The 20202-nt window shown below is 40.6% G+C and carries 19 protein-coding genes and 2 pseudogenes; 13 read left to right on the forward strand and 8 right to left on the reverse strand.

Features of this window, described 5'->3' with window-relative positions:
* Positions 1–39 precede the first annotated feature (39 nt).
* Positions 40–471 (forward strand): DMT family transporter, encoded by a 432-nt coding sequence (locus tag BMX30_RS00150; RefSeq protein ID WP_090739956.1) that lies wholly within the window; start codon positions 40–42, stop codon positions 469–471.
* A 50-nt stretch (positions 472–521) separates the two neighbouring features.
* Here the strand turns inward: BMX30_RS00150 and BMX30_RS00155 are convergent, their stop codons facing one another.
* Together BMX30_RS00155 and BMX30_RS00160 are read right to left on the reverse strand one after the other, a co-directional pair.
* Complete coding sequence (locus tag BMX30_RS00155) at positions 522–698, reverse strand: H-type small acid-soluble spore protein (protein ID WP_090739958.1); 177 nt, start codon at positions 696–698, stop codon at positions 522–524.
* Positions 699–718: 20 nt separating this feature from the next.
* A complete protein-coding gene (locus BMX30_RS00160) occupies positions 719–2113 on the reverse strand; it encodes an FAD-dependent oxidoreductase (RefSeq protein ID WP_090739961.1) in 1395 nt (464 codons plus the stop codon).
* A 318-nt stretch (positions 2114–2431) separates the two neighbouring features.
* Between BMX30_RS00160 and BMX30_RS00165 the strand changes: the two genes are divergently transcribed.
* The 6 genes from BMX30_RS00165 to BMX30_RS00190 all read left to right on the forward strand — a co-directional run bounded on the left by BMX30_RS00165 (position 2432) and on the right by BMX30_RS00190 (position 10886).
* On the forward strand, positions 2432–4144 hold the full coding sequence (locus BMX30_RS00165) for a PucR family transcriptional regulator (protein WP_090739964.1): 1713 nt from the start codon (positions 2432–2434) through the stop codon (positions 4142–4144).
* Between the two features lie 270 nt (positions 4145–4414).
* Positions 4415–5605, forward strand: coding sequence for a M24 family metallopeptidase (locus tag BMX30_RS00170; RefSeq protein ID WP_090739967.1), 1191 nt, complete (start codon positions 4415–4417; stop codon positions 5603–5605).
* A 103-nt stretch (positions 5606–5708) separates the two neighbouring features.
* Positions 5709–6902 carry a cystathionine gamma-synthase family protein gene (locus tag BMX30_RS00175; RefSeq protein ID WP_090739969.1) on the forward strand — a complete coding sequence of 398 codons (1194 nt, stop codon included), beginning with the start codon at positions 5709–5711 and terminating at the stop codon, positions 6900–6902.
* A gap of 234 nt (positions 6903–7136) precedes the next feature.
* Positions 7137–8354: a M20 metallopeptidase family protein gene (locus tag BMX30_RS00180; RefSeq protein WP_090739971.1), complete on the forward strand. Its 1218-nt coding sequence runs from the start codon at positions 7137–7139 to the stop codon at positions 8352–8354.
* Between the two features lie 21 nt (positions 8355–8375).
* Complete coding sequence (locus BMX30_RS00185; RefSeq protein WP_090739974.1) at positions 8376–9422, forward strand: homoserine dehydrogenase; 1047 nt, start codon at positions 8376–8378, stop codon at positions 9420–9422.
* A gap of 30 nt (positions 9423–9452) precedes the next feature.
* Entirely contained in the window at positions 9453–10886 is a 1434-nt protein-coding gene (locus BMX30_RS00190) for an aldehyde dehydrogenase family protein (protein WP_090739977.1), read from the forward strand.
* 84 nt (positions 10887–10970) lie between these two features.
* Here the strand turns inward: BMX30_RS00190 and BMX30_RS00195 are convergent, their stop codons facing one another.
* Together BMX30_RS00195 and BMX30_RS00200 are read right to left on the reverse strand one after the other, a co-directional pair.
* A complete protein-coding gene (locus tag BMX30_RS00195) occupies positions 10971–11276 on the reverse strand; it encodes a spore coat protein (protein WP_090739979.1) in 306 nt (101 codons plus the stop codon).
* On the reverse strand, positions 11273–11479 hold the full coding sequence (locus BMX30_RS00200; RefSeq protein WP_090739982.1) for a hypothetical protein: 207 nt from the start codon (positions 11477–11479) through the stop codon (positions 11273–11275). Before BMX30_RS00200 ends, BMX30_RS00195 begins: the two co-directional genes overlap by 4 nt.
* Positions 11480–11633: 154 nt before the next feature.
* On the opposite strand from BMX30_RS00200, the gene BMX30_RS00205 reads away from it, so the two are divergent.
* From BMX30_RS00205 to BMX30_RS00215, 3 genes are read left to right on the forward strand one after another with little or no spacing between them, the layout of a single operon-like run.
* Positions 11634–11843, forward strand: a complete 210-nt coding sequence (locus BMX30_RS00205) for a spore coat protein (RefSeq protein WP_090739985.1) — start codon at positions 11634–11636, stop codon at positions 11841–11843.
* Between the two features lie 21 nt (positions 11844–11864).
* Positions 11865–12224 (forward strand): spore coat protein, encoded by a 360-nt coding sequence (locus BMX30_RS00210; RefSeq protein WP_090739987.1) that lies wholly within the window; start codon positions 11865–11867, stop codon positions 12222–12224.
* A gap of 16 nt (positions 12225–12240) precedes the next feature.
* Entirely contained in the window at positions 12241–13380 is a 1140-nt protein-coding gene (locus BMX30_RS00215; RefSeq protein WP_090739989.1) for a zinc-dependent alcohol dehydrogenase, read from the forward strand.
* Positions 13381–13501: 121 nt separating this feature from the next.
* Here BMX30_RS00215 and BMX30_RS00220 read toward each other — a convergent pair whose 3' ends face one another.
* On the reverse strand, positions 13502–14200 hold the full coding sequence (locus BMX30_RS00220; protein WP_090739991.1) for a YetF domain-containing protein: 699 nt from the start codon (positions 14198–14200) through the stop codon (positions 13502–13504).
* Between the two features lie 188 nt (positions 14201–14388).
* Between BMX30_RS00220 and BMX30_RS23835 the strand changes: the two are divergent.
* Positions 14389–14460: pseudogene (locus BMX30_RS23835) on the forward strand (YjcZ family sporulation protein); the annotation flags it as partial.
* 117 nt (positions 14461–14577) lie between these two features.
* Here the strand turns inward: BMX30_RS23835 and BMX30_RS00230 are convergent.
* The 3 genes from BMX30_RS00230 to BMX30_RS00240 form a co-directional block, all read right to left on the reverse strand.
* The gene (locus tag BMX30_RS00230) at positions 14578–15414 is read right to left on the reverse strand and encodes an STAS domain-containing protein (protein ID WP_244532466.1); all 837 of its coding nucleotides are present in this window, start codon (positions 15412–15414) and stop codon (positions 14578–14580) included.
* A 242-nt stretch (positions 15415–15656) separates the two neighbouring features.
* Complete coding sequence (locus BMX30_RS00235) at positions 15657–16481, reverse strand: alpha/beta fold hydrolase (RefSeq protein ID WP_090739998.1); 825 nt, start codon at positions 16479–16481, stop codon at positions 15657–15659.
* A 177-nt stretch (positions 16482–16658) separates the two neighbouring features.
* A complete protein-coding gene (locus BMX30_RS00240) occupies positions 16659–16757 on the reverse strand; it encodes a YjcZ family sporulation protein (protein WP_090740001.1) in 99 nt (32 codons plus the stop codon).
* Between the two features lie 268 nt (positions 16758–17025).
* On the opposite strand from BMX30_RS00240, the gene BMX30_RS00245 reads away from it, so the two are divergent.
* Together BMX30_RS00245 and BMX30_RS00250 are read left to right on the forward strand one after the other, a co-directional pair.
* Complete coding sequence (locus BMX30_RS00245) at positions 17026–17613, forward strand: TetR/AcrR family transcriptional regulator (protein WP_090740004.1); 588 nt, start codon at positions 17026–17028, stop codon at positions 17611–17613.
* A 91-nt stretch (positions 17614–17704) separates the two neighbouring features.
* A pseudogene (locus BMX30_RS00250) lies at positions 17705–20200 on the forward strand (cytochrome P450); the annotation flags it as partial.
* Between the last annotated feature and the right edge of the window lie 2 nt (positions 20201–20202).

Here is a 20202-nt window from a genome sequence, read left to right on the forward strand (position 1 = left end):
AATTCGAACGCAGGTATTATACATAGGGAGATGGAGTAGGTGAAATTGATTTTTTCTCTACTGGCTTTAGCTGGTGGAATTGCTATGGGAATCCAAGCAGTCGTAAATGGGGGATTAGGAAAGAAAGTCGGAACGTTAGAGGCTTCTTTTATTTCTTTTTTTATTGGAACAGCTGCCTTATTTTTTCTTGTCCTCTTTTTGGGAAAGGGGAATCTACTAGCAATATCCGAAGTACCCAAGGGACAACTAATCGGCGGGTTACTCGGGGCATTCTTTGTCGTTGTGCTAGTGATTGTTTCACCAGAGATTGGTGTCACAGCAACACTTATTTCAGTCATTGTTGGTCAATTATTAATCGGATCTTTAATCGATCATTTTGGCTTGTTCGGAGGAGAACGGTTTCCGATAGATTTTAAAAAGGGGATTGCTTTATTGCTAATGCTTGCCTCTATCTATATATTCCAAAAATAGTAAAGTGCCAGGCACCATCCAGATAACTGGATGGTGCCTGGCACTTTACATTATTCTTCCAATCCATCGATGCTAACGAGCTGTTTTTCTTCGTGTGTTCCTCGTGCTGTGATAACGGCCATGCTGGATGTTTGGTCGACGCTTTCAATCCAGATGGGTATGCCGTGGAAATGAACAGATATCTCTTCTTCAGAAGCAAGGATTTCTTTCACACGCTCTAGGTCCATTTGAACTCACCTCGATGGTATTATGTCCGAATTGTATGGTCATTATGAGCACTGGAAGTTCCTGTTGCTACTTTCTTAAACAGAATGGCTTTTAATACTTTCGGACTAAACAATTTCACCGGATGTGCTTTAAGATGCAGGACATGGATAAAGGTTTCATAAACATCTTTGTTTGTTGCACTAGCGGTTACGACCTTTTTTATATAGGATTGCAAAAATGGTAAACCAAGAAATCTCTTTCCTGTTGTATGGTTGAACCGAAAATCCTCCGTTAAAGCGATCATCCATGGAATATCAAGAAGTTTACTAAACTTACGGTGTGCAAATTGAGATATTTGGTTAAGAGATCGATTTTTGGTTGCTTTTTCTAAGACTTCCTTTAATGCCGTTGCCTCAAGGGCAGAGAGACTCATCCCTTGGGCAAATACTGGATCAATCCGGCAAAAGGCATCACCCATGACCACTAATCCGTTTGGAAATTTTTTTAGTTTGTCATAATGATATCTTCGTAAGGAAGGAAAACGATAGATACTTACTTCTGATGATGGTTTCCCGCGGTCTATCGCTTGATAAATCGTCGGATGGTCTAGGGCTGCTGCATACTCTAGAAATGAATGGTCATCGGCAGGGGGATTTTCAATACCATAGCCAAGCAAAGTAACCATCCACTTATTATCCTCGATTTTATAGATGCCCCCTCCACGTGCTTGTCCTGGTGGGTTCGGATAAATGAGTAATCCTTTCCAATCTTTTTCTATTGGTGAGAGTGTGTGGTAGGCCCTACTAGCATAAAACAGATCCACTTTTACTTCTGTTTTTTCAGGCTGAGGATAACCCAACTGCTTCAACCATTTTGGCGTTTGCGTGGCTGCACCAGAAGCATCGATGATTAAATCAGCATTGAATTCTTTGATTACTCCAAAATTTGTTCGGTATGTAACGCCGGTGATTTTAGTTTTATCAGGATTCGTTAGAATCGTCGACACCTTTGCACCATAGATAAAATGGATATTATTAATCTGTTCAAGTCTGCGCTGAAGGTGGCCTTCTAAGAACGGTCGACTTTGTTGTAAGGTTTGAATATCTGAATGATGCTTAATTTTCCAGCTTCCATGATGGTACCAGGAAATGTCTTTTGAAAAATTAGATGGAATGGCTCCTGAAGTCAGAAGTTCATTTGTAATTCCAGGGAAAAGATCTTCAAGAATGTCCTCGCCACTTTTTAATAGAGCATGACCATGTGATCCTTGAGGAACTCCACTTCGCAAAGAAGTTTGGTCGCTCTCTTTATTTTTATCTAGTACCATTACTTCGTTAAAATAATCGGAAAGCACTCGAGCTGCTAATTTACCAGCTATACCTCCGCCAATTACAATGGCACGTTGCCCAAGTCTAGACTTACTTCCTGTTGCCATATTGAATAATCCTCACTTTAGTTCAATTTACCTACCAGTATACCAAGTTACTAAACCATGCACCACCAATGAAGTGATGGAAGATAACTGGAAGGTGCCAGGCACCTTCCAGTTATCTTCCATTTCAGGTCGCGTATGAAATAAGTAAAATTCATATTATATGTTTTTTAACAATACGTATGTAGTATATATTGTATTGGTTGGTTGCAACTTGGTTGTCGTTTTCATATTGTTGCCGAACAACATAAATCCTATCTTGTTCACGATAGTCACTGTCGAATCCTTAGCCATAGGGGTTATAGGTCAAAGGGGGATATTATGAAGCTTACAATCGGCGATGTTTTAAAATTAGATATTATGAAAACCGCTAGCATAAGAACGGGTGAAGAGCATGTTAACGAACGGTATGTTCAATGGATTTCTGTCATTGAAACACCCGTTGAGAACTTTGTTCGTCAAAACGAATTAGTGTTGAGCACAGCGATTGGCAGTGGGCACGATTTAATTCTGTTTAAAAAATTTGTTGAAGATATAATTGAATCCGAAGCATCAGCCCTCTTGGTCGCATTAGGGCGACATATTTTTGATATTCCGAAGGAGGTATTGGATTTAGCAGAAGCACATGACTTCATTTTAATTGAAATCCCTTGGGAAGTTCGGTTCGGAAATATCATTGAAGAGGTTATGAGAGAACTAAACAATCGTCAGCAAAAAGATAGGGAAAGGTCGGAAAAGATTCAACAGGAGCTATTAAAATTAATTCTGCAAGAAAAGGGCCTTAAGCAAATCCTGCATTTCATTGAAAAACAGGTTGGTTATCCTCTTGTTATTACCGATCGCGGAGGGATCATTCATGAGCATTACAATCACTCTCATAGGCTTATAAAAAGTTGGAATGATTATGTAATAGAAGGTGTCATACCGGTTAAAGAAGGGACTTCACTATTACCGCATGATCCAATGCTCCACAAATTTCAACTGATTAAACTTGAAGGATACACAGCTCTTCAACTCCCAGTATTTCAAGTTTCAGGCGACATCCAAGGATATTTGTATTTGTTATTACCTCCCCAAGTGCCTGTCGACTCCTTTTTAACAAACTACATTGTTACCGTGTTAGAACATTCCACTACTACCATAGCTCTCTGGCTATCTCGTAAAAATGCAATCGAAAAGACGGAAATGCGTCTTCGCAGTGACTTTGTTTTAGAACTGGCTAAGGGGAACATTCATTCGTGGAATCAAGCAAACTCTCGAGCTAAATTATTAGGGTATAATTTAAGGTTACCCTATTTTTGTATTTTGGGTTATCCAGAAAATTTACAAAATTTATATGAGAAAATCAAAAGAGAAGAAGGTTCATTTAAGCAATGGATTGAGAGTATGATTCGTTATATCGAAGAAGAAATTTATTACGCTGCACAATCGTTAAAACGAGAAATTATGATGACTTATGAGGAGGATCAATTGCTTATTTTTATCGAAACTCTACCAGGTCAAACAAATGAAAACCCCGCTGCGTTTCTGGATCTTGTAGAGCGTCGCCTTAGAAATTTATTGCCTGATGTCGTTCTATCTTGGGGGATTGGCAATTACCATGAAGACCTTAATGGATTTAAAAAAAGCTATGAAAATGCCAAGTTAGCTTTAACAATTGGTCAACGGAAAAACGGAGCAGGTAACCGTACATTATACGAACAAACACATATCGACCGAATCCTCCTTGCCATTGCTCAGAATGAGGAAATGAAGGAAGTGATCTTGTCAACGATTAAACCTCTTGTCCTATATGACCAGCAAAGAAATATGGATTTAATCGGGACCTTAAACTCTTATCATCAATGTCATGGAAATGTGAGTCAAACCGCCCGATTTCTAAATCTTCATCGACAGTCCCTTTTATATCGGCTCCGTAAGATTGAATCATTGACTGGGTTATCTCTTGTCGATCCAGATGATCTATTTTTATTAGATTTAAGCATTAGGATTTGGAAGATGGGTCACTATGAGGGGAGTAGAATAGACACATAAGCCATAGTAATAAGAGGCTTAATAATTAAGGTCCAACGACGGCGGTTGCTCAATATTTGTTGAGCAATCGCCGTATTTTTATATCCAATTTTGCCCTTAATGGGGAGAATCCCGAATTAGGTATCTACCTATTTTCAGATAATTTGACAGGGGTGCTAGCTAAAAGTTCATACATGTTGACGAATGACCATTTATTCCCTTTTTTACTATTATAAAATTAATCAATTGATTTAAATGCTTAATACAGGAGAGAGCAGGAGGAATGTTCCTATGGGTTTTGGAACAGCAGAATATCTGGAGAGAATTCGTAAAACGAAGGAAAGAATGGCAGAAAAGGGAATAGAAGTGTTACTTGTGACCGACCCAGCGAATATGAACTATTTATCTGGCTATGATGCATGGTCCTTTTATGTTCATCAAATGTTAGTAGTCATTGATGACGAGGATCAGCCACTTTGGATTGGAAGGGGGCAGGACGCCAATGGAGCCAAGTTAACAACCTGGCTGTTTCATGAAAATATCTTTCCCTATCCAGATGATTATGTTCAATCTACCACAAAACACCCAATGGACTATGTTGCAGAAATTTTAAAACAAATCGGTCAAGATCAACGGTCCATAGGAGTCGAAATGGAACATTATTATTTTACGGCTCAATGTTATATGAGATTAAGTGCCGGACTACCTAATGCCACCTTTAAAGATGCCTCCCATCTCGTCAACTGGGTACGTATCGTGAAATCAGATGTCGAGATTGAGTATATAAAGCGTGCGGCGAAAATATCTGAGTTAGCGATGAATAAAGGAATCGAGTTAATTGATATAGGAGTGCGGGAATGTGATGTCGCTGCTGAAATCTTTCAAACACAAATTAAGGGTACTGCTGAATTTGGTGGCGACTATCCAGCAATCGTTCCTTTGCTTCCCTCAGGAGAGAGAACGAGCACACCACATTTAACATGGACCGATGAAAGGTACGAAAAAGGAGATATTGTCACTTTAGAGTTGGCAGGCTGCTATAAAAGGTATCATTCTCCACTTGCGAGGACGGTTAGCATCGGAAAGCCAGAGCAGAAGGTTCAGACACTGTCAGATATTGTCGTCGAAGGACTAAATGCTTGTCTAGATATGATTAAACCCGGAGTCTCTTGTGAGGAGATTGAAGAGACTTTTAGGAAAACCATAGCAAAAATTGGTGCAACAAAGGAATCACGACTTGGATATTCAATGGGTCTAAATTACCCACCTGATTGGGGAGAGCACACAGCAAGTATCCGTCAGGGGGATAAGACTATCCTAAAGCCAAATATGACCTTTCATCTCATTCCTGGTATATGGTTGGATCAGTACGGGTTTGAGGCGAGCGAGTCGATTCGAATCACAGAAACTGGCTGTGAAACATTTGCATCCTTACCAAGGCATTTAATTATAAAAGATGGATATTTAGAGGGCATTAGCTAGCGTAGCGAAAACTCGGCCATCCACTTACGTTAGATCGATGGATTGCGAAAATGGGACGTTCGATTCTGTAGTCCCAGTGGAAATTTTTGTGAGGAGTGATCTTATGAAAGATAGTAAAGTTGGAACAAAAGCTGTTTGGGCTGGAGAAAAGGATTATTTGGTTCATGGAGCGACCCAGGTTCCCGTCGTGTTGAGCGTAGCGTACGGGTACGATGACATGGATGAATGGTACGATGTAGCGGTCGGAAAGAAAAAGGGGCATATTTATGGTCGTAACACGAACCCTACCGTCCAATCATTTGAGGATAAAGTGAAAATTTTAGAAGGGGCGGAAAGTGCAACGAGCTTTTCTACTGGGATGGCAGCCATTAGCAATACGTTGTCAACGTTTTTAGTTCCTGGTGACCGGATTGTCTCCATTAAAGATACGTATGGTGGGACAAATAAAATTTTCACAGAATTTCTACCAAGGCAGCAGGTTGAGGTCGTTCTTTGTGATACAGGTGACCATGAACAAATGCTGAAGGAAGTCGCGAAAGGTTGTAAGATTCTCTACTTAGAGTCGCCTACAAATCCGACTGTAAAAATTACCGACATTGAGCGAATGGCTAAGGCTGGAAAAGAAGTAGGTGCATTGGTGATTGTCGATAATACTTTTGCTACACCTTTGAATCAAAATCCGCTATCACTAGGAGCTGATTTGGTTCTCCATAGTGCAACGAAATTCTTAGGTGGTCATGCAGATGCATTAGGGGGAGTTATTTGCGGTCCAGAAGAGCTTATCGAGAAAATTTACCATTACCGGGAAATTAACGGGGCAACGATGGATCCAATGGCGGCTTATCTGATGTTACGTGGGATGAAGACTTTGCATCTACGAGTTCGTCAGCAATGTGAAAACGCAATGGCACTGGCAAAGTATCTACAAACGGAAGAGTTAGTTGAAGGGGTTTATTACCCGGGGCTAGAAACGCATCCGAACCATGATATCGCCAAGAAACAAATGAAGGATTTTGGTGGCATGCTTAGCTTTGCCGTGAAAGGCGGAGTTGACACCGTACGAAACCTGCTTCCTAAATTGCAATATGCGAATCGTGCGGCAAACCTTGGTGCAGTGGAAACCACAGTTGGTCCTGCTCGGACAACAAGCCATGTAGAATGTACCCCGGAGGAAAGGGCGGCAATGGGAATTCCTGAAGGGTTGATTCGCGTTTCTTGTGGGATTGAAGAAATTGAGGATATTATTGCTGATTTTGAACAGGCGTTTAATTTTATTAAAGAGAATGAGCTTTGTTAAAAGGGGATTCCCCCAAAATGGAGCTTACTGGACTTCTGCGGTAGTAGGGACAGAAGAGACGTTACATTATGTCTAAAGGGTGAGGGGACTGCATAGTCCCCAGGCAGATCCTATTGTGCACAAATGTCCCATTCTGAAATGAGTACACAAGTTTAATAGGAGCTGACGATTAAATAATTATCTACGAAATTAGGTGTGAATTCCGTATCTTTTATAGAAAGAAGGGGGAGATTGATGGCACAGTCTGACCTTATTTTGGAGAAAGTAAGTTCATTGTCCGATCGATTGGTTGAATGGCGCCGTATGTTTCATCAAAATCCGGAACTCAGTTTTCAAGAGTTCAAAACCTCACGTTTGGTTGCTGAAACGTTACGTTCGATAGCTGGGATGAAGGTTGAAACCGGTATTGGCGTGGAAACTAGTGTAGTAGGGACGTTAACTTATGGTGAAGGACCCACTATTGCGATTCGAGCGGATATGGATGCCTTACCTATCACCGAGGAAAACCGTGTCATTTACGCTTCTAAAAATGATGGAGTGATGCATGCGTGCGGGCATGACGCTCATACTGCTATATTGCTAGGGGTAGCACATGTCCTTGGAGAGGTGTTTCAAAAAGGTCAAATGTCGGGTACGGTGAAATTCATTTTTCAACCGGCAGAGGAGAACACAGATGAAAACGGCCTGTCGGGTTCTCCATACTTGATTCAAGCGGGCGTTTATGATGGTGTCGATGTAGCGTTAGCTCTTCATATGTGTCCGTGGCTTGAAGTGGGGGCCTTTCAAGTGAATGATGGTTACAGCATGGCAAATATCGATGTATTTGAAGGAAGAATTTATGGCACAGGAGGACACGGGGCTTATCCGGAGCTAGGGACAGATCCGATTTGGATGCTTGGTCCAGTAATGCAAGCGTTGCATGGAATTATTTCACGGAGAATTTCTGCTTTAGATTCCGGAGTAGTTAGCATCGGGCAAATTCATGGAGGTACAGCCAGTAATATTATCCCATCAGAGGTCTCCCTCGAAGGGACGATTCGAAGTTATTCTCCAGAAGTTCGCGATCTATTAGCTGTAGAATTGGATAAGGCGTTTTCGATTGTAGAGAATTTTGGTGGACGTTATTCCCTTCAAGTTCATAAAGGGGAACCAGCATTGAAGAATAGTTCGATTGTTAATTCGTGGTTGGTTGAGACCATCAAGGAGCTTTATCCAGAATTTGTTATTACCGACGGCCAATTCGGTATGGGGGGAGAAGATTTCGGATATGTGACACAAAATCTACCGGGCTCGATGTTTTTCCTCGGGTGTGCTCGTTGTGAGGGAAGTCATCGGGATTTACACACGCCCATCTTCGATATTGATGAAGCTTGTTTACCTATAGGAACGGCAGTTTTATCACAAACGGCTGCGAAGTTTTTAAGAGGGGAAGTGACTCTCTCAGAATCTTAATCTAGTGGGGGTGTTTAGAGGATGACTAAAAGGTTAGCTTTTATTGGTTTTGGCGTAGTTGGCCAAGGGCTTGTTGAAATTTTACGCGATAAAAAAGAAGTTCTGAAACGAGAAGAAGAATTCGACCCTGAAATTGTCGCAATCTCGGACTTAATGAAGGGGTCGATCTACCATCCAGATGGTCTAGATATCGATACCGCAATCAAGGTATTACAGGAAACGGGGAATCTTGAAAACTATCCAGCTAATTCTGGGTTAATAACAGGTTGGGATAGCTTAAGGACGATTCGGGAATCGAATGCCGATACGATCATCGAAGTTTCTTATACAGATGTTAAAACAGGGCAACCGGCAATTGACCATTGTAAAGCTGCATTTGAGAGTGGGAAAAATGTTGTGATGACCAATAAAGGACCTGTTGCACTTGCATATAAAGAGTTAAATGAAATGGCTCAAAAACATAATGTGTCCTGGGAATTTGAAGGCACGGTCATGAGTGGAACTCCCGCATTAAGAATGCCGATTGCGACACTTGCTGGTAATGAAATTACGGAAGTGCGCGGAATTTTGAATGGCACGACAAATTTTATCTTAACGAAGATGGAAACTGATAGAATGAGCTACGAAGAGGCATTAAGGCAAGCTCAAGAATTAGGGTACGCTGAGGCTGATCCAACAAGCGATGTTGAGGGCTATGATGCACGGTATAAAATTGTGATTCTATCGAACCATGTGATGAAGGCCCCACTAACGGTTGAGGAGGTTGCATGCAAGGGAATTACAGATCTGACGATAAAAGACATCGAAGAGGCGAAGGCAGAAGGAAAGCGTTGGAAGCTAATAGCGAAAGCCCGTACAGAGCGAGGAAAGGTGCTAGCCTCGATTGGTCCAGAAAAAGTAGATCTATTAGACCCGCTTGCTTCAATCAGTGGTGCGACGAACGCGATTAGCTATGAATGTGATCTTTTAGGAACCGTGACATTAAGCGGTGCAGGGGCTGGAAAAAAGGAAACGGGATTTTCCTTGTTAATCGATCTCCTAACCATTCATCGTGAAAAGCGTCCTTAAAGATTAATTCATGGAAAGGCGGGAAGGCTGATGAGAACGCAAATGACTGGTCGCAAAATGTTTTTTGCTGGGAAGTGGGTTGGAAGGAATAGAAGCATTGACGTAAGGGACCCACAGGATAACAGCCTTATTGACACAGTACCAGCTGCTACAGCCGAAGATATTCTTCAATGTGTTGAGGAGGCAAAAGAGGGAGCGAAAATGGCTGCTGCGATGTCTGTTCATGAGCGAATGTCGGTGATTAATAAAGCGGCAGCTTATATTGAGGCAAATCAGGAAGTCTATGCTTATACGATTTCCCGTGAAGGGAGTAAAACGATACGTGAAGCAACAAAAGAAGTAGAGAGATGCATACAAACCTTGAGAATTAGTGCTGAAGAGGCGAGGAGAATCCACGGTGAGACGATTTCGTTCGATCAAATGCCAGGGAGCGAAAATCGGGTAGGGTACTATCAGCGAATTCCGATCGGAATCATTGGCGCAATCACTCCGTTTAATGATCCTTTAAATTTGGTTGCACACAAGGTTGGGCCTGCGATTGCCGCTGGCAATGCTATCATTGTCAAGCCTGCAACGGTCACGCCACTTAGTGCATTACTGCTAGCTGAAGCATTTGCTGAAGCTGGACTGCCAGCGAGGGTGTTATCGGTTATTACTGGCTATGGAAGTGAAATTGGCGATGCTCTCGTTACTCATCCTGCAGTTCGAATGATTTCGTTTACTGGAGGCCTCGAAGCGGGTGAAGGAATTGTTCGCAAAGCGGGACTTAAAAAAATCAGCATGGAGCTGGGGTCGAACTCTCCAGTTATTGTTCTAGAAGACGCCAATCTAGAAGAAGCAGTAGCTGCAACAGTTTCCGGTGCGTTTTGGGCGGCAGGACAAAATTGTCTAGGTGTCCAGCGAGTATATATTCAAGAGCAAATTATGGAAGCATTTCAGCTTGCGTTTGTTGAAATGACCAATCAGTATCGTGTTGGGAATAAACTATCTGAGCAAACGGACATGGGACCTTTAATAAGTGAAAAGGAAGCAATTCGTGTTGAAAACATCGTCAATGAAGCAATTGAAAAAGGTGCTCGGTTGTTAACGGGTGGAATTCGTGAGGGTGCATTTTATTCACCGACTGTTTTAACAGATGTACCGGAGAATTGTACGATTTCGAAGGAAGAAATCTTTGGTCCGGTTGTTCTTCTGTATTCGGTCGAGAATCTTGATTTAGCAATAAAGAAAGCAAACGATGTGGAATACGGATTACAAGCCGGTATTTTCACAAATGATGTGCGGAAAGCACATGAAGCGATTGCCAAGCTAGATGTTGGTGGCATTATGGTTAACGACAGTAGTGACTACCGTATTGATGCAATGCCTTTTGGAGGAGTGAAAAAATCTGGCCTCGGCCGCGAAGGGATCAAATATGCCATCGAAGAAATGACAGAACCAAAAGTCGTGTGCTTCAAATTATAGACGGGTGCCAGGCGCCATCCAGAAACTGGATGGTGCCAAACTGGATGGTGCCTGGCACCTTACATTTATATACATAATGCAAGATTACATCATTTTATTTGCGAGATTGAGGGCGGTTTTGGATGCTGTTAGGTCAACTTGTAATTGGTCGGCCAAATGATGTGGGTGATAATACCCTTTGGCGACCATATAATTAGTGATTTTTTCATGTGTTTCGATTGCATCTCGTAGTTGTTCTCTTAAAGCTTCTTTTAACTCAGGTGTGGCTGTTTCTGTAATCGCAACCGCATAGTTTCTAATCCCAGATTTAATGGAAATTAAAAAATCAGTTGCAATGACTTGATCGGTCATACCGCCCATTCCCATCATATTTTGCATTAACTGATTCATGCCTGTTCCTCCCGATTTGTTAAAAACTTTGTCAATTGGTGTATATGTTGACTACAAAGAGTCGCATCGCTTTCTAGGATTGTTTTCAACTCTTCATCCTGAGCAAGTTTGCTCATCGTTGATGACTTTGTAAGGCTAAGATTTTTGAAGGTCAATATCTCATGGACATCAAGTGTCTCGTGTAAGCCTAAGAACTTTGTCATGTTATTCACTCCATTTTCCCATTTTTACTCTCTTTTATTATCCATGTTGGCCTCAAGTTTATACCGAACACCTTAATGTAAGAATATCCCACAGAAATCTCATAACTAATGGGGGAAAATACATTTGTCGATAACCATTTTGGAGGTGGCTTTTATGGAAAAGGAAACTTTGGCACTGCACGAAACACTCGAAGCCCATGAAATTTTAAATTTTAAAACGGTTTGCTTGCTAAGGTCCAAATTAATGCAAGGAATTTGTTTTGATAATGATTTAAAAGCTTTGATGGAAAAAGATGTTCAACAATCTATTAAGGATATAAATGAGCTAGTTGGCTATTACAAACAAAACGAATTACTACACTAATGATTTCGGAGGTGATAAAACATGAAAGATTACTTAGATCCGAGAAATGCAGAAGGGATGCCAAACCTAGCTGATTCTGCATTCGCTATGGACTTTTTATTAACAGTTAAAAACGGAATACGTAATTATAGTTTTGCCCTCACTGAAACAGCTAGTCCTGAACTAAGGAAGGTACTAACGAGACAAATGGAGGCTGCAATGGATTTACATGGTGAGATTGCAGATTTAATGATTGAAAAGGGATGGTTAAATCCTAATGATTTTAAGGCGCAATATGAGGTGGATTTAAAGGCAGCAGAGACGGCCGTTCAAATTGCCGAGTTAAATTTATATCCGAACGATACAGACCGAAGAGGTATGTTCGCTACACCAGATAAATAAAAGGAGGGATGCACTAGTGAAAGCTGTAACGTACCAAGGCATTAAAAACATAGAAGTCAGAGAGGTTAAGACTCCTGATATAAAAAATGCGGATGATATTATTGTGAAAGTCACTACATCAGCAATCTGTGGTTCTGATTTGCATCTGATACATGGGATGATTCCTAACTCACCTACAGATTTCGTCATTGGTCATGAACCGTTAGGAATTGTTGAAGAAGTAGGTCCAGAAGTAACTAAAGTCAAAAAGGGAGACCGTGTAATTATTCCGTTCCAAGCGGCTTGTGGACACTGCTGGTACTGTAACCATGATCTGACGAGTCAGTGTGACAATTCAAACCCTCATGGGGAAATGGGCGGATTTTTTGGTTATTCGGAAACAACAGGAGGCATCGCTGGTGGACAGGCCGAATATTTGCGTGTCCCTTATGGCAACTTTACGCCATTTAAAATTCCCGAGGATTGTGAAGTTGAGGATGAAAAGCTGGTTCTACTCGCTGATGCAGCAGGTACCGCCTATTGGAGTGTGGAACATTCGGGGGTAAAAGAAGGGGATACGGTGGTCATACTTGGCTGTGGACCAATAGGCCTTTTGGCGCAAAAGTTTGCTTGGTTAAAAGGAGCGAAACGGGTAATTGCCGTTGATTACATTGATTACCGTCTCCAACATGCTAAACGGACCAATAAAGTTGAAATCATTAATTTTGAACAGCATCAAAACACAGGAGAATATATTAAGGAAATCACTCAAGGTGGAGCAGATATCGTAATCGATGCAGTTGGTATGGATGGAAAATTCACCCCGATGGAATTTCTAGCCACGGGTATAAAAATGCAAGGTGGTGCAATGGGAGCACTTGTTATCGCTAGTCAGGCCGTTCGTAAAGGGGGAACGATTCAGGTAACGGGCGTTTATGGTGGGAGATATAATGCCTTTCCGCTAGGAGATATCTTTCAACGGAACGTTGATTTAAAGACAGGACAAGCTCCAGTTATTCCTTATATGCCAATTCTTTATGATTTAGCTAATAAAGGTACTGTAGACATGGCAGACATAATTACCCATGTCCTTCCATTAGATCAAGCAAAACATGGGTATGAAGTCTTTGATACGAAAACCGAGGATTGTATAAAAGTGGTTTTGAAACCACATTAAAAAAGGGTGTTTCCGTAAAAATTGGGTATTAAATCCTAAAGGCGAAGCAGATGTTCTTATTAGGTTCATAAAACAAAAAAAGAACTGCTTACTTAATAATAAAGAGTAAGCAGTTCTTTTTTTAATGTAATAAGTTCTGTTTACTGTCAGTGAAAAGTGTACCATCCTGCTGGACTTCTGCATAAAAAACATCAGAAACGGAGTTTACACCTGCTTGTTGTAATTGTTGTTCTAACCATTTTTCATCAAGGTTTAGTTTGGATAAGTTATTTGTTAAAATCCTACCATCAGTAACTACCTCAGTTGGAATTGGAACAGCCTTTTTAGTCGAACTTACCTTATTCATATCACTCTTTGTAAGTGGTTGCCTGGGTTCCTTTGGCATCACCGATAGCTTCCCATTTGTTTCGAAAATTGCATAATCGACATCAGCTACTGAAAAAATACTGTTTTGTCTTAACATCGCTTTCAGTGAGTCAATATCTAGTCGGCTTTTACCTAGAGCCCGCTCAACAATCTTTCCTTCTTTGATGACTGTAATGGGGTCACCGGTAATAACCTTTCGAGCTTTTTTGGATTTGATATCAATATAATCCATTAAAAGAGTGAAAGCTGACCAGCCTACTAAAGCTAGTACTCCATTTTGAATGCTCAGATTTTGATTCACAACAAGATTCGCCGCAATGGAACCAATTGCAATTGCAGAAACGAAATTAAAAAACGTCATTTGACTAATTTCTTTTCTTCCTAGAGATCTTGTTAGGAAAAATAACACAATAAAGCCTATAGCAATACGAATAATTAGTTCAGGAATATCCATTATGCACCATCCTTTTTAGTTTCCAACATATGTTATTTATTTGTTGACTAAAGGCATTTTATTCACAAATGATGAGAGGAAATGGATAATTTACCACCGAGTATTGGTCACTTGAGCCCAAACATAAAATAGACAAATTACATAATTTAATAGTGATTTAAAACCATGGAGGTGTAGTTATGAGTGGAGTGAAAGGTGGATACGGAGCAGGATTTGCTTTGCTTGTAGTCTTATTTATTCTTCTAATCGTCGTTGGTGCCGGAGGATATGCTGGTGGTGGAGGATACGGATATGGTCCAGGATATGGTTATGGAGTTTGGTAAACTATGAACGTAAAAAGCAAGCTTCGCCTAGAAGCTTGCTTTTGAATTTATGGATTAATGGACCTCTACTTCGAGGAATTTCTTCAACGTAAGTTGCAGTGTCCCTCTTGTCTCCACATTTTCTCTAAAGGAAATACCTGAGTGGATCATATTCTTGACTAACTCAGGGCGTAATCCCGTAAGGACTGACTCACACCCCATCATTGAAATTCCATTTAGGATTTTTTGAAAATGGTCAATAATATTTTTCTCCATTGTAACGATACCCGAAAGGTCAATAATCAGGGTTTGAACCTTTAAATCGGCGATTTCCATTAGTACTTTCTCTTCAATTGTCTTAATTCGATAAGAATCTATCATTCCGATTAAAGGCAAAACAGATACATTTGAACTGACTGGAATAATCGGAACTGATAAATGTTCAACTAATTTTCTTTGTTCACTAATTAACTCATCTTTGTAATGAGAATAACTCAGAAAAAAATTATTTAGAAACTGATCAATTTGATCGTTGATTCGTTTTTCTTGGGTATAAAACCGATCAAGATCGTTCGACTTATTGGTTAAACGATCGAACTGGTATAGGAAATACCACAGTGTACGCCTAATGGCTTGAACCCATTCTAATTTGAAGGCGAGTGTAAGCGAATGCTTCGCCCAAACAATCCCTTCTTGTTCAGCGAACTTGACAAGTTCATCCTCTTTTTGTTCAACAGCGTATAATACTAATTTTTGGGCATTGGCTAAGAGGTCAATATTACCGGTTTTCAATATATCTTTTATTTTGGATGCTACATTAACTGCTTCAGATAAGAGTTTTTTCTCAAAGCTGGGTTTATTATCGACGATAAATTCTGTTATATAATCCCTCGAGTTAAAAGTTAAGTCCACAAAGGTCACCTCTTTTACCATTTCTTGTAAAAATCAATATCGAACACCTTTTGTTTTTAGAGCTCTGTTAATGGACATTGTTGATTTTACTAACCAAAAGGGGATGGAGCAAAAACAACATGATAGAAAACAGAAGTCCTTTACAAGGAATTATTTCCACAATTGGGATTTTACACTATGAATATAGTGGAAAGCAATGTGATTTAACAAAAAAATGACATTTATCCTAGTAGATTCTAAGTTTAGTGCTGGTATAGATATCTATTCAAATGACTGATTAGTTCATTTGCAAATAAACTGGGATTATCCAACATCGAATAGTGTCCACTGTTTGGAAGAATTTTTAGTTGAGAACCTGGAATGGTTTTGTGTAAAAGCAAGCCCCAGTATGGAACTAGATAACGATCATGTTGGCCCCATATTAGAGTGGTTGGAAAGGGTAAACTTGTTAATTTTGGCACAAGCCATTCCGTTTGGCTGTGGTGGAGGGCCAGTGATGCTTGTTGGAGGTGCTTGGGTCCATCAGGGTATGAAAATGGGGCGACAAAATTTTCAATTATTTTTGGTGTTAATACTTGTGGGTAATAGAGACCTTCCCGAAGCATACGTTCTATAAATAATGGAGAGGGTTCAAATTCAAAGGCAATCGGCCAGCGAATAGAGACAACTTTTGGCAAAGGCCAGTTGGCAAATGCAACTCCATCTGCAATCACCATACTTTTCATAACCTGAGGATAGGAAACAGCGATATTCTGAACAACCCCACCACCTAAGTCGTGTCCGACAAAATGGGCTTTAGGTATACCAAGTTTATTTAGGAGTTGAACAACGTAATCAGCTTGTTTAGGTAAAGTTAATTCCGAGGCGCTGGCGCGGTCAGACTTTCCATAACCAATCATATCAACCGCAATGAGTTTGAACTTCCCGTGCAAGAAAGGAATCACTTGGTCCCATAAATGAGAGTTAGTTGGAATTCCATGTATAAAAACAACTACATTATTTGATGGCGCGTCATAAAAACGATAATTCATCTGGAAATTTCCGACCTGCATTTTATATTCCGGCAAAATACACTCACTCCTTAAAATTTGTACTGTAATCAGAGTAAATGGTATGCAATTAGTGCTAATATATTGCCTGTCAGTGTAGGTAGAGAGAATATTTTCGGTATGCTTTGTACCCGCATATAAAAAAGCAAGCCCCTATATCTAGAAGCTTGCTTTGATATTCTATCGTTTTATATTCTAAAATGTGAAATATCCGCTAGCCCCTACGATGATTAACAGAATGAAAAGCACCACGATAAGGGCGAAACCTGTACCTGCATATCCTGTTCCGCTCATTCGTAATCACCTCCTAACTTTCTACACTACATACTCTATGCAGTTAACGGAATTGCGTTCATGTATTCCTACCCTTTGAAACTTTTAATTTTTATTTAGAGCTTATCCCGATTAGTTGGGGGGCAATTGGTGAGGGATCAACTAGAAAAAGGCTGGTAATTGTCGAAATTTGTTGGCAGATTTTGTATGTTAACCTATTGTAATAATTTTCATAATAATATATAAATTAAGTTAGTAAGTATTCACTAACCGAAAGAGTGGGGTTGCGATGGGAGCGAAAACAGACACGAAGAAAAAAATCATTCAGAAGGCGCGAAAGCTGTTTGCCGAACGAGGGTTTAGTGGCGCGACTACGGCTGAAATTGCTCGTCGTGTTGGAGTATCCGAAGCAGCTCTTTATAAGCATTTTAAGAGCAAGAAAGAGATTTTTCTAGCTTGCATCACTCCTTCTGTCCATGTGAAATTGGATGAAAATAAAGAACCTGATGTTCAGGATATTATTCAAGCTAGAATGGATCTAGTTCGTAACAATCTGGACAGCTTTAATATTCTTTTTCGAGAGTCACCCTACCATCCCGAGCTTGCGAAAATGTTTTTAGATCAAGTCTACGCACAAGATCAGAATATGAAGCAACTGATGAGCAAGGTCTCAGACGGGAATTTAACTACTGCCCAATCCCTTCTTTACGAAATTGCGATAACGAGTGCAATCTGGGCAATCCTTAACTTTGAGAAAATACAGGAGCAGGTCACATCTGAGCCTTCAGAGAAAATGACTTTTGGAAATGTGGCAGAAGAAATTGCCGGATTCGTTTTAAATGGTGTGTCAGGAAAACAGGAAATCAATAATGGGTAAAAAGATTTGGCTTATGCTTATCGGAGTTTATAAAAAATAACTCGGTGAGGGCCTTTCTTTAGATATAAAAATATGTTTGGGGGAAATTTTTATGGAGAAGCTCATGCGACTTCCACAGCCGAAAACGTTTGGGCCGCTTGGCAACGTGCCTTTAATTGACAAAGATGCGCCAACCTTATCATTATGCAAGCTGGCAGAGGAGTATGGCCCCATTTTCCGAATGGAGTTTTTTGGGGGATTTTCAACGATTTTTCTTTCTGGCCACGAATGGGTAGCTGAAGTATGCAATGATTCGAATTTTGACAAGAGTCTTGCCGGCGGCTTGCATTTTGTTCGTGCCTTTGCGGGAGATGGCCTGTTTACAGGGAAGACACCGGAACCAAATTGGCAAAAAGCTCATAACATCCTTGTTCCTTCTTTTAGCCAGCAAGCGATGAAAGGGTATCATTCCATGATGGTCGATATAGCTTTGCAGCTTGTCCAAAAATGGGCACGGCTGGATAAGAATGAGAGTATTGACGTGCCTGATAATATGACAAGGCTGACCCTAGATACCATTGGTCTATGCGGATTTAACTATCGATTTAATAGTTTTTATCAAGAATCCCATAATCCTTTTATTCTAAGTATGGTAAATGCGTTGGATGAAGCGATGCATCAGAGTGTCCGGCTACCAATCCAAAACAAATTATTACTCTCTAAGAAACGACAGTTTGAAAGTGACATTCAATCGATGTTTTCGCTTGTTGATAAGTTAATTAAGGAAAGACGGGAAAATGGAGATCAAGGGGAGACGGACCTGCTAGCTCGTATGTTAAGCGCCAAAGATCCTCAGACTGGGGAACAACTAGACGATGAAAATATTCGCTATCAGATCATTACCTTCCTAATTGCAGGGCATGAAACAACAAGTGGACTTTTATCATTCGCTCTTTATCTGATGTTAAAGGACCCAGATGTGATGAAGAAGGCGTATGAAGAAGTCGATTCGACTTTGACTAGTCACCTTCCAAGCTATGAACAGGTAACAAAGTTAAAATATATTAGGATGATTTTGAATGAAGCATTACGCCTATATCCAACAGCTCCGCAATTTACACTGTTCGCCAAGGAGGATACCGTTTTAGGCGGTAAGTATCCGATTAAGAAACGGCAAAATGTTGCGATACTCCTACCTCAGCTTCATCGTGACAAAAATGCGTGGGGTGAAGATGCTGAAGAGTTCCGTCCAGAGCGGTTTGAGGATCCGAAGAAGGTCCCACACGATGCCTATAAGCCATTTGGAAATGGACAGCGAGCCTGTATTGGAATGCAGTTCGCTCTCCACGAAGCAACATTGGTTCTAGGAATGATTCTACAACACTTTGAATTAATTGATCATACAAACTATGAGTTAAAGATAAAACAAACAATGACTCTGAAACCAGGCGATTTTACGATGCGCGTCAAATTAAGAGATAAAAAAATCTTAGACCCATTTGCTACAACAACAGTTACGAGCTCGGCAAAGCCGAAACAGCAGGCTCAGAGCGGCAAACTTATCGGGGTAAATAATCGTCCTTTACTTGTGCTCTATGGTTCTAACATGGGAACAGCAGAGGGAATTGCCCGTGAAGTTGCAGACGTTGCTAGTCTACATGGGATTAGAAGTGAGGTTGCAACGCTTGATGATAAAATTGATCAATTACCAACAGACGGTGCCGTTATCATAGTCACGTCCTCATATAATGGAAAACCACCAAAAAATGCACGGAAATTTGTCAAGTGGTTGGATACCGTTGAGCCCGGACAGCTAAAAGGAGTTCAATACGCAGTGTTTGGGGCAGGGGATCGAAACTGGGCAAACACTTATCAAAATGTTCCGAGCTTAATTGATGAGCAACTTGCACTTAAGGGGGCTACAAGGTTCTCTGTACGAGGTGAGGCGGATGCAAGTGGTGAGTTTGAAAAGCAATTGAAAGCATGGAAAATGCGCCTATGGGAAGAAGCATTACAAGCATTTGAATTAAAGTGGGAATCAGATGAAAAGCAGCCCGATAGTGGACTAATTATCGAGTATATCTCGAACCAAGAAAAGACAGTAGAGGACAACACGTTAAATCCTAATTTGCATGAGGTTTTAAATATCTCAACATCTGAAGGGATTGAGTTCCAGGAAGGTGATAAAATTGGGGTTTTCCCAAGCAATTCTCCAGAACTTGTTAACCGTGTGATAAAACGCTTTAAACTAGAGGGGAAGGAGCAGGTTATTTTAAAAGCTAGCGCGGGTACTTTCGGACACTTCATTTTGGATCGACCTGTGACGCTTAAGGACATTCTTAAAAATAGGGTGAATCTGCAACAACCTGCAACCCGTAAACAATTACAGGAACTCGCGGTTTATACAGTTTGTCCTCCTCATAAATTTGAACTAGAAGCAATAATGGAAGAGGGGATATACGAGAACCGGGTCTTAGAGAAGCAATTATCGATGCTCGACCTTCTAGAAAAATACGAAGCGTGTGAACTACCATTCGAACGGTTTTTGGAGCTAGTGCCTCCCCTTAAGCCAACATACTATTCTGTTGCACCTGCAAAACAAACAAGTGA

The sequence above is a fragment of the Mesobacillus persicus genome (assembly GCF_900109925.1).
Lineage (GTDB): Bacteria > Bacillota > Bacilli > Bacillales > Cytobacillaceae > Mesobacillus_B > Mesobacillus_B persicus.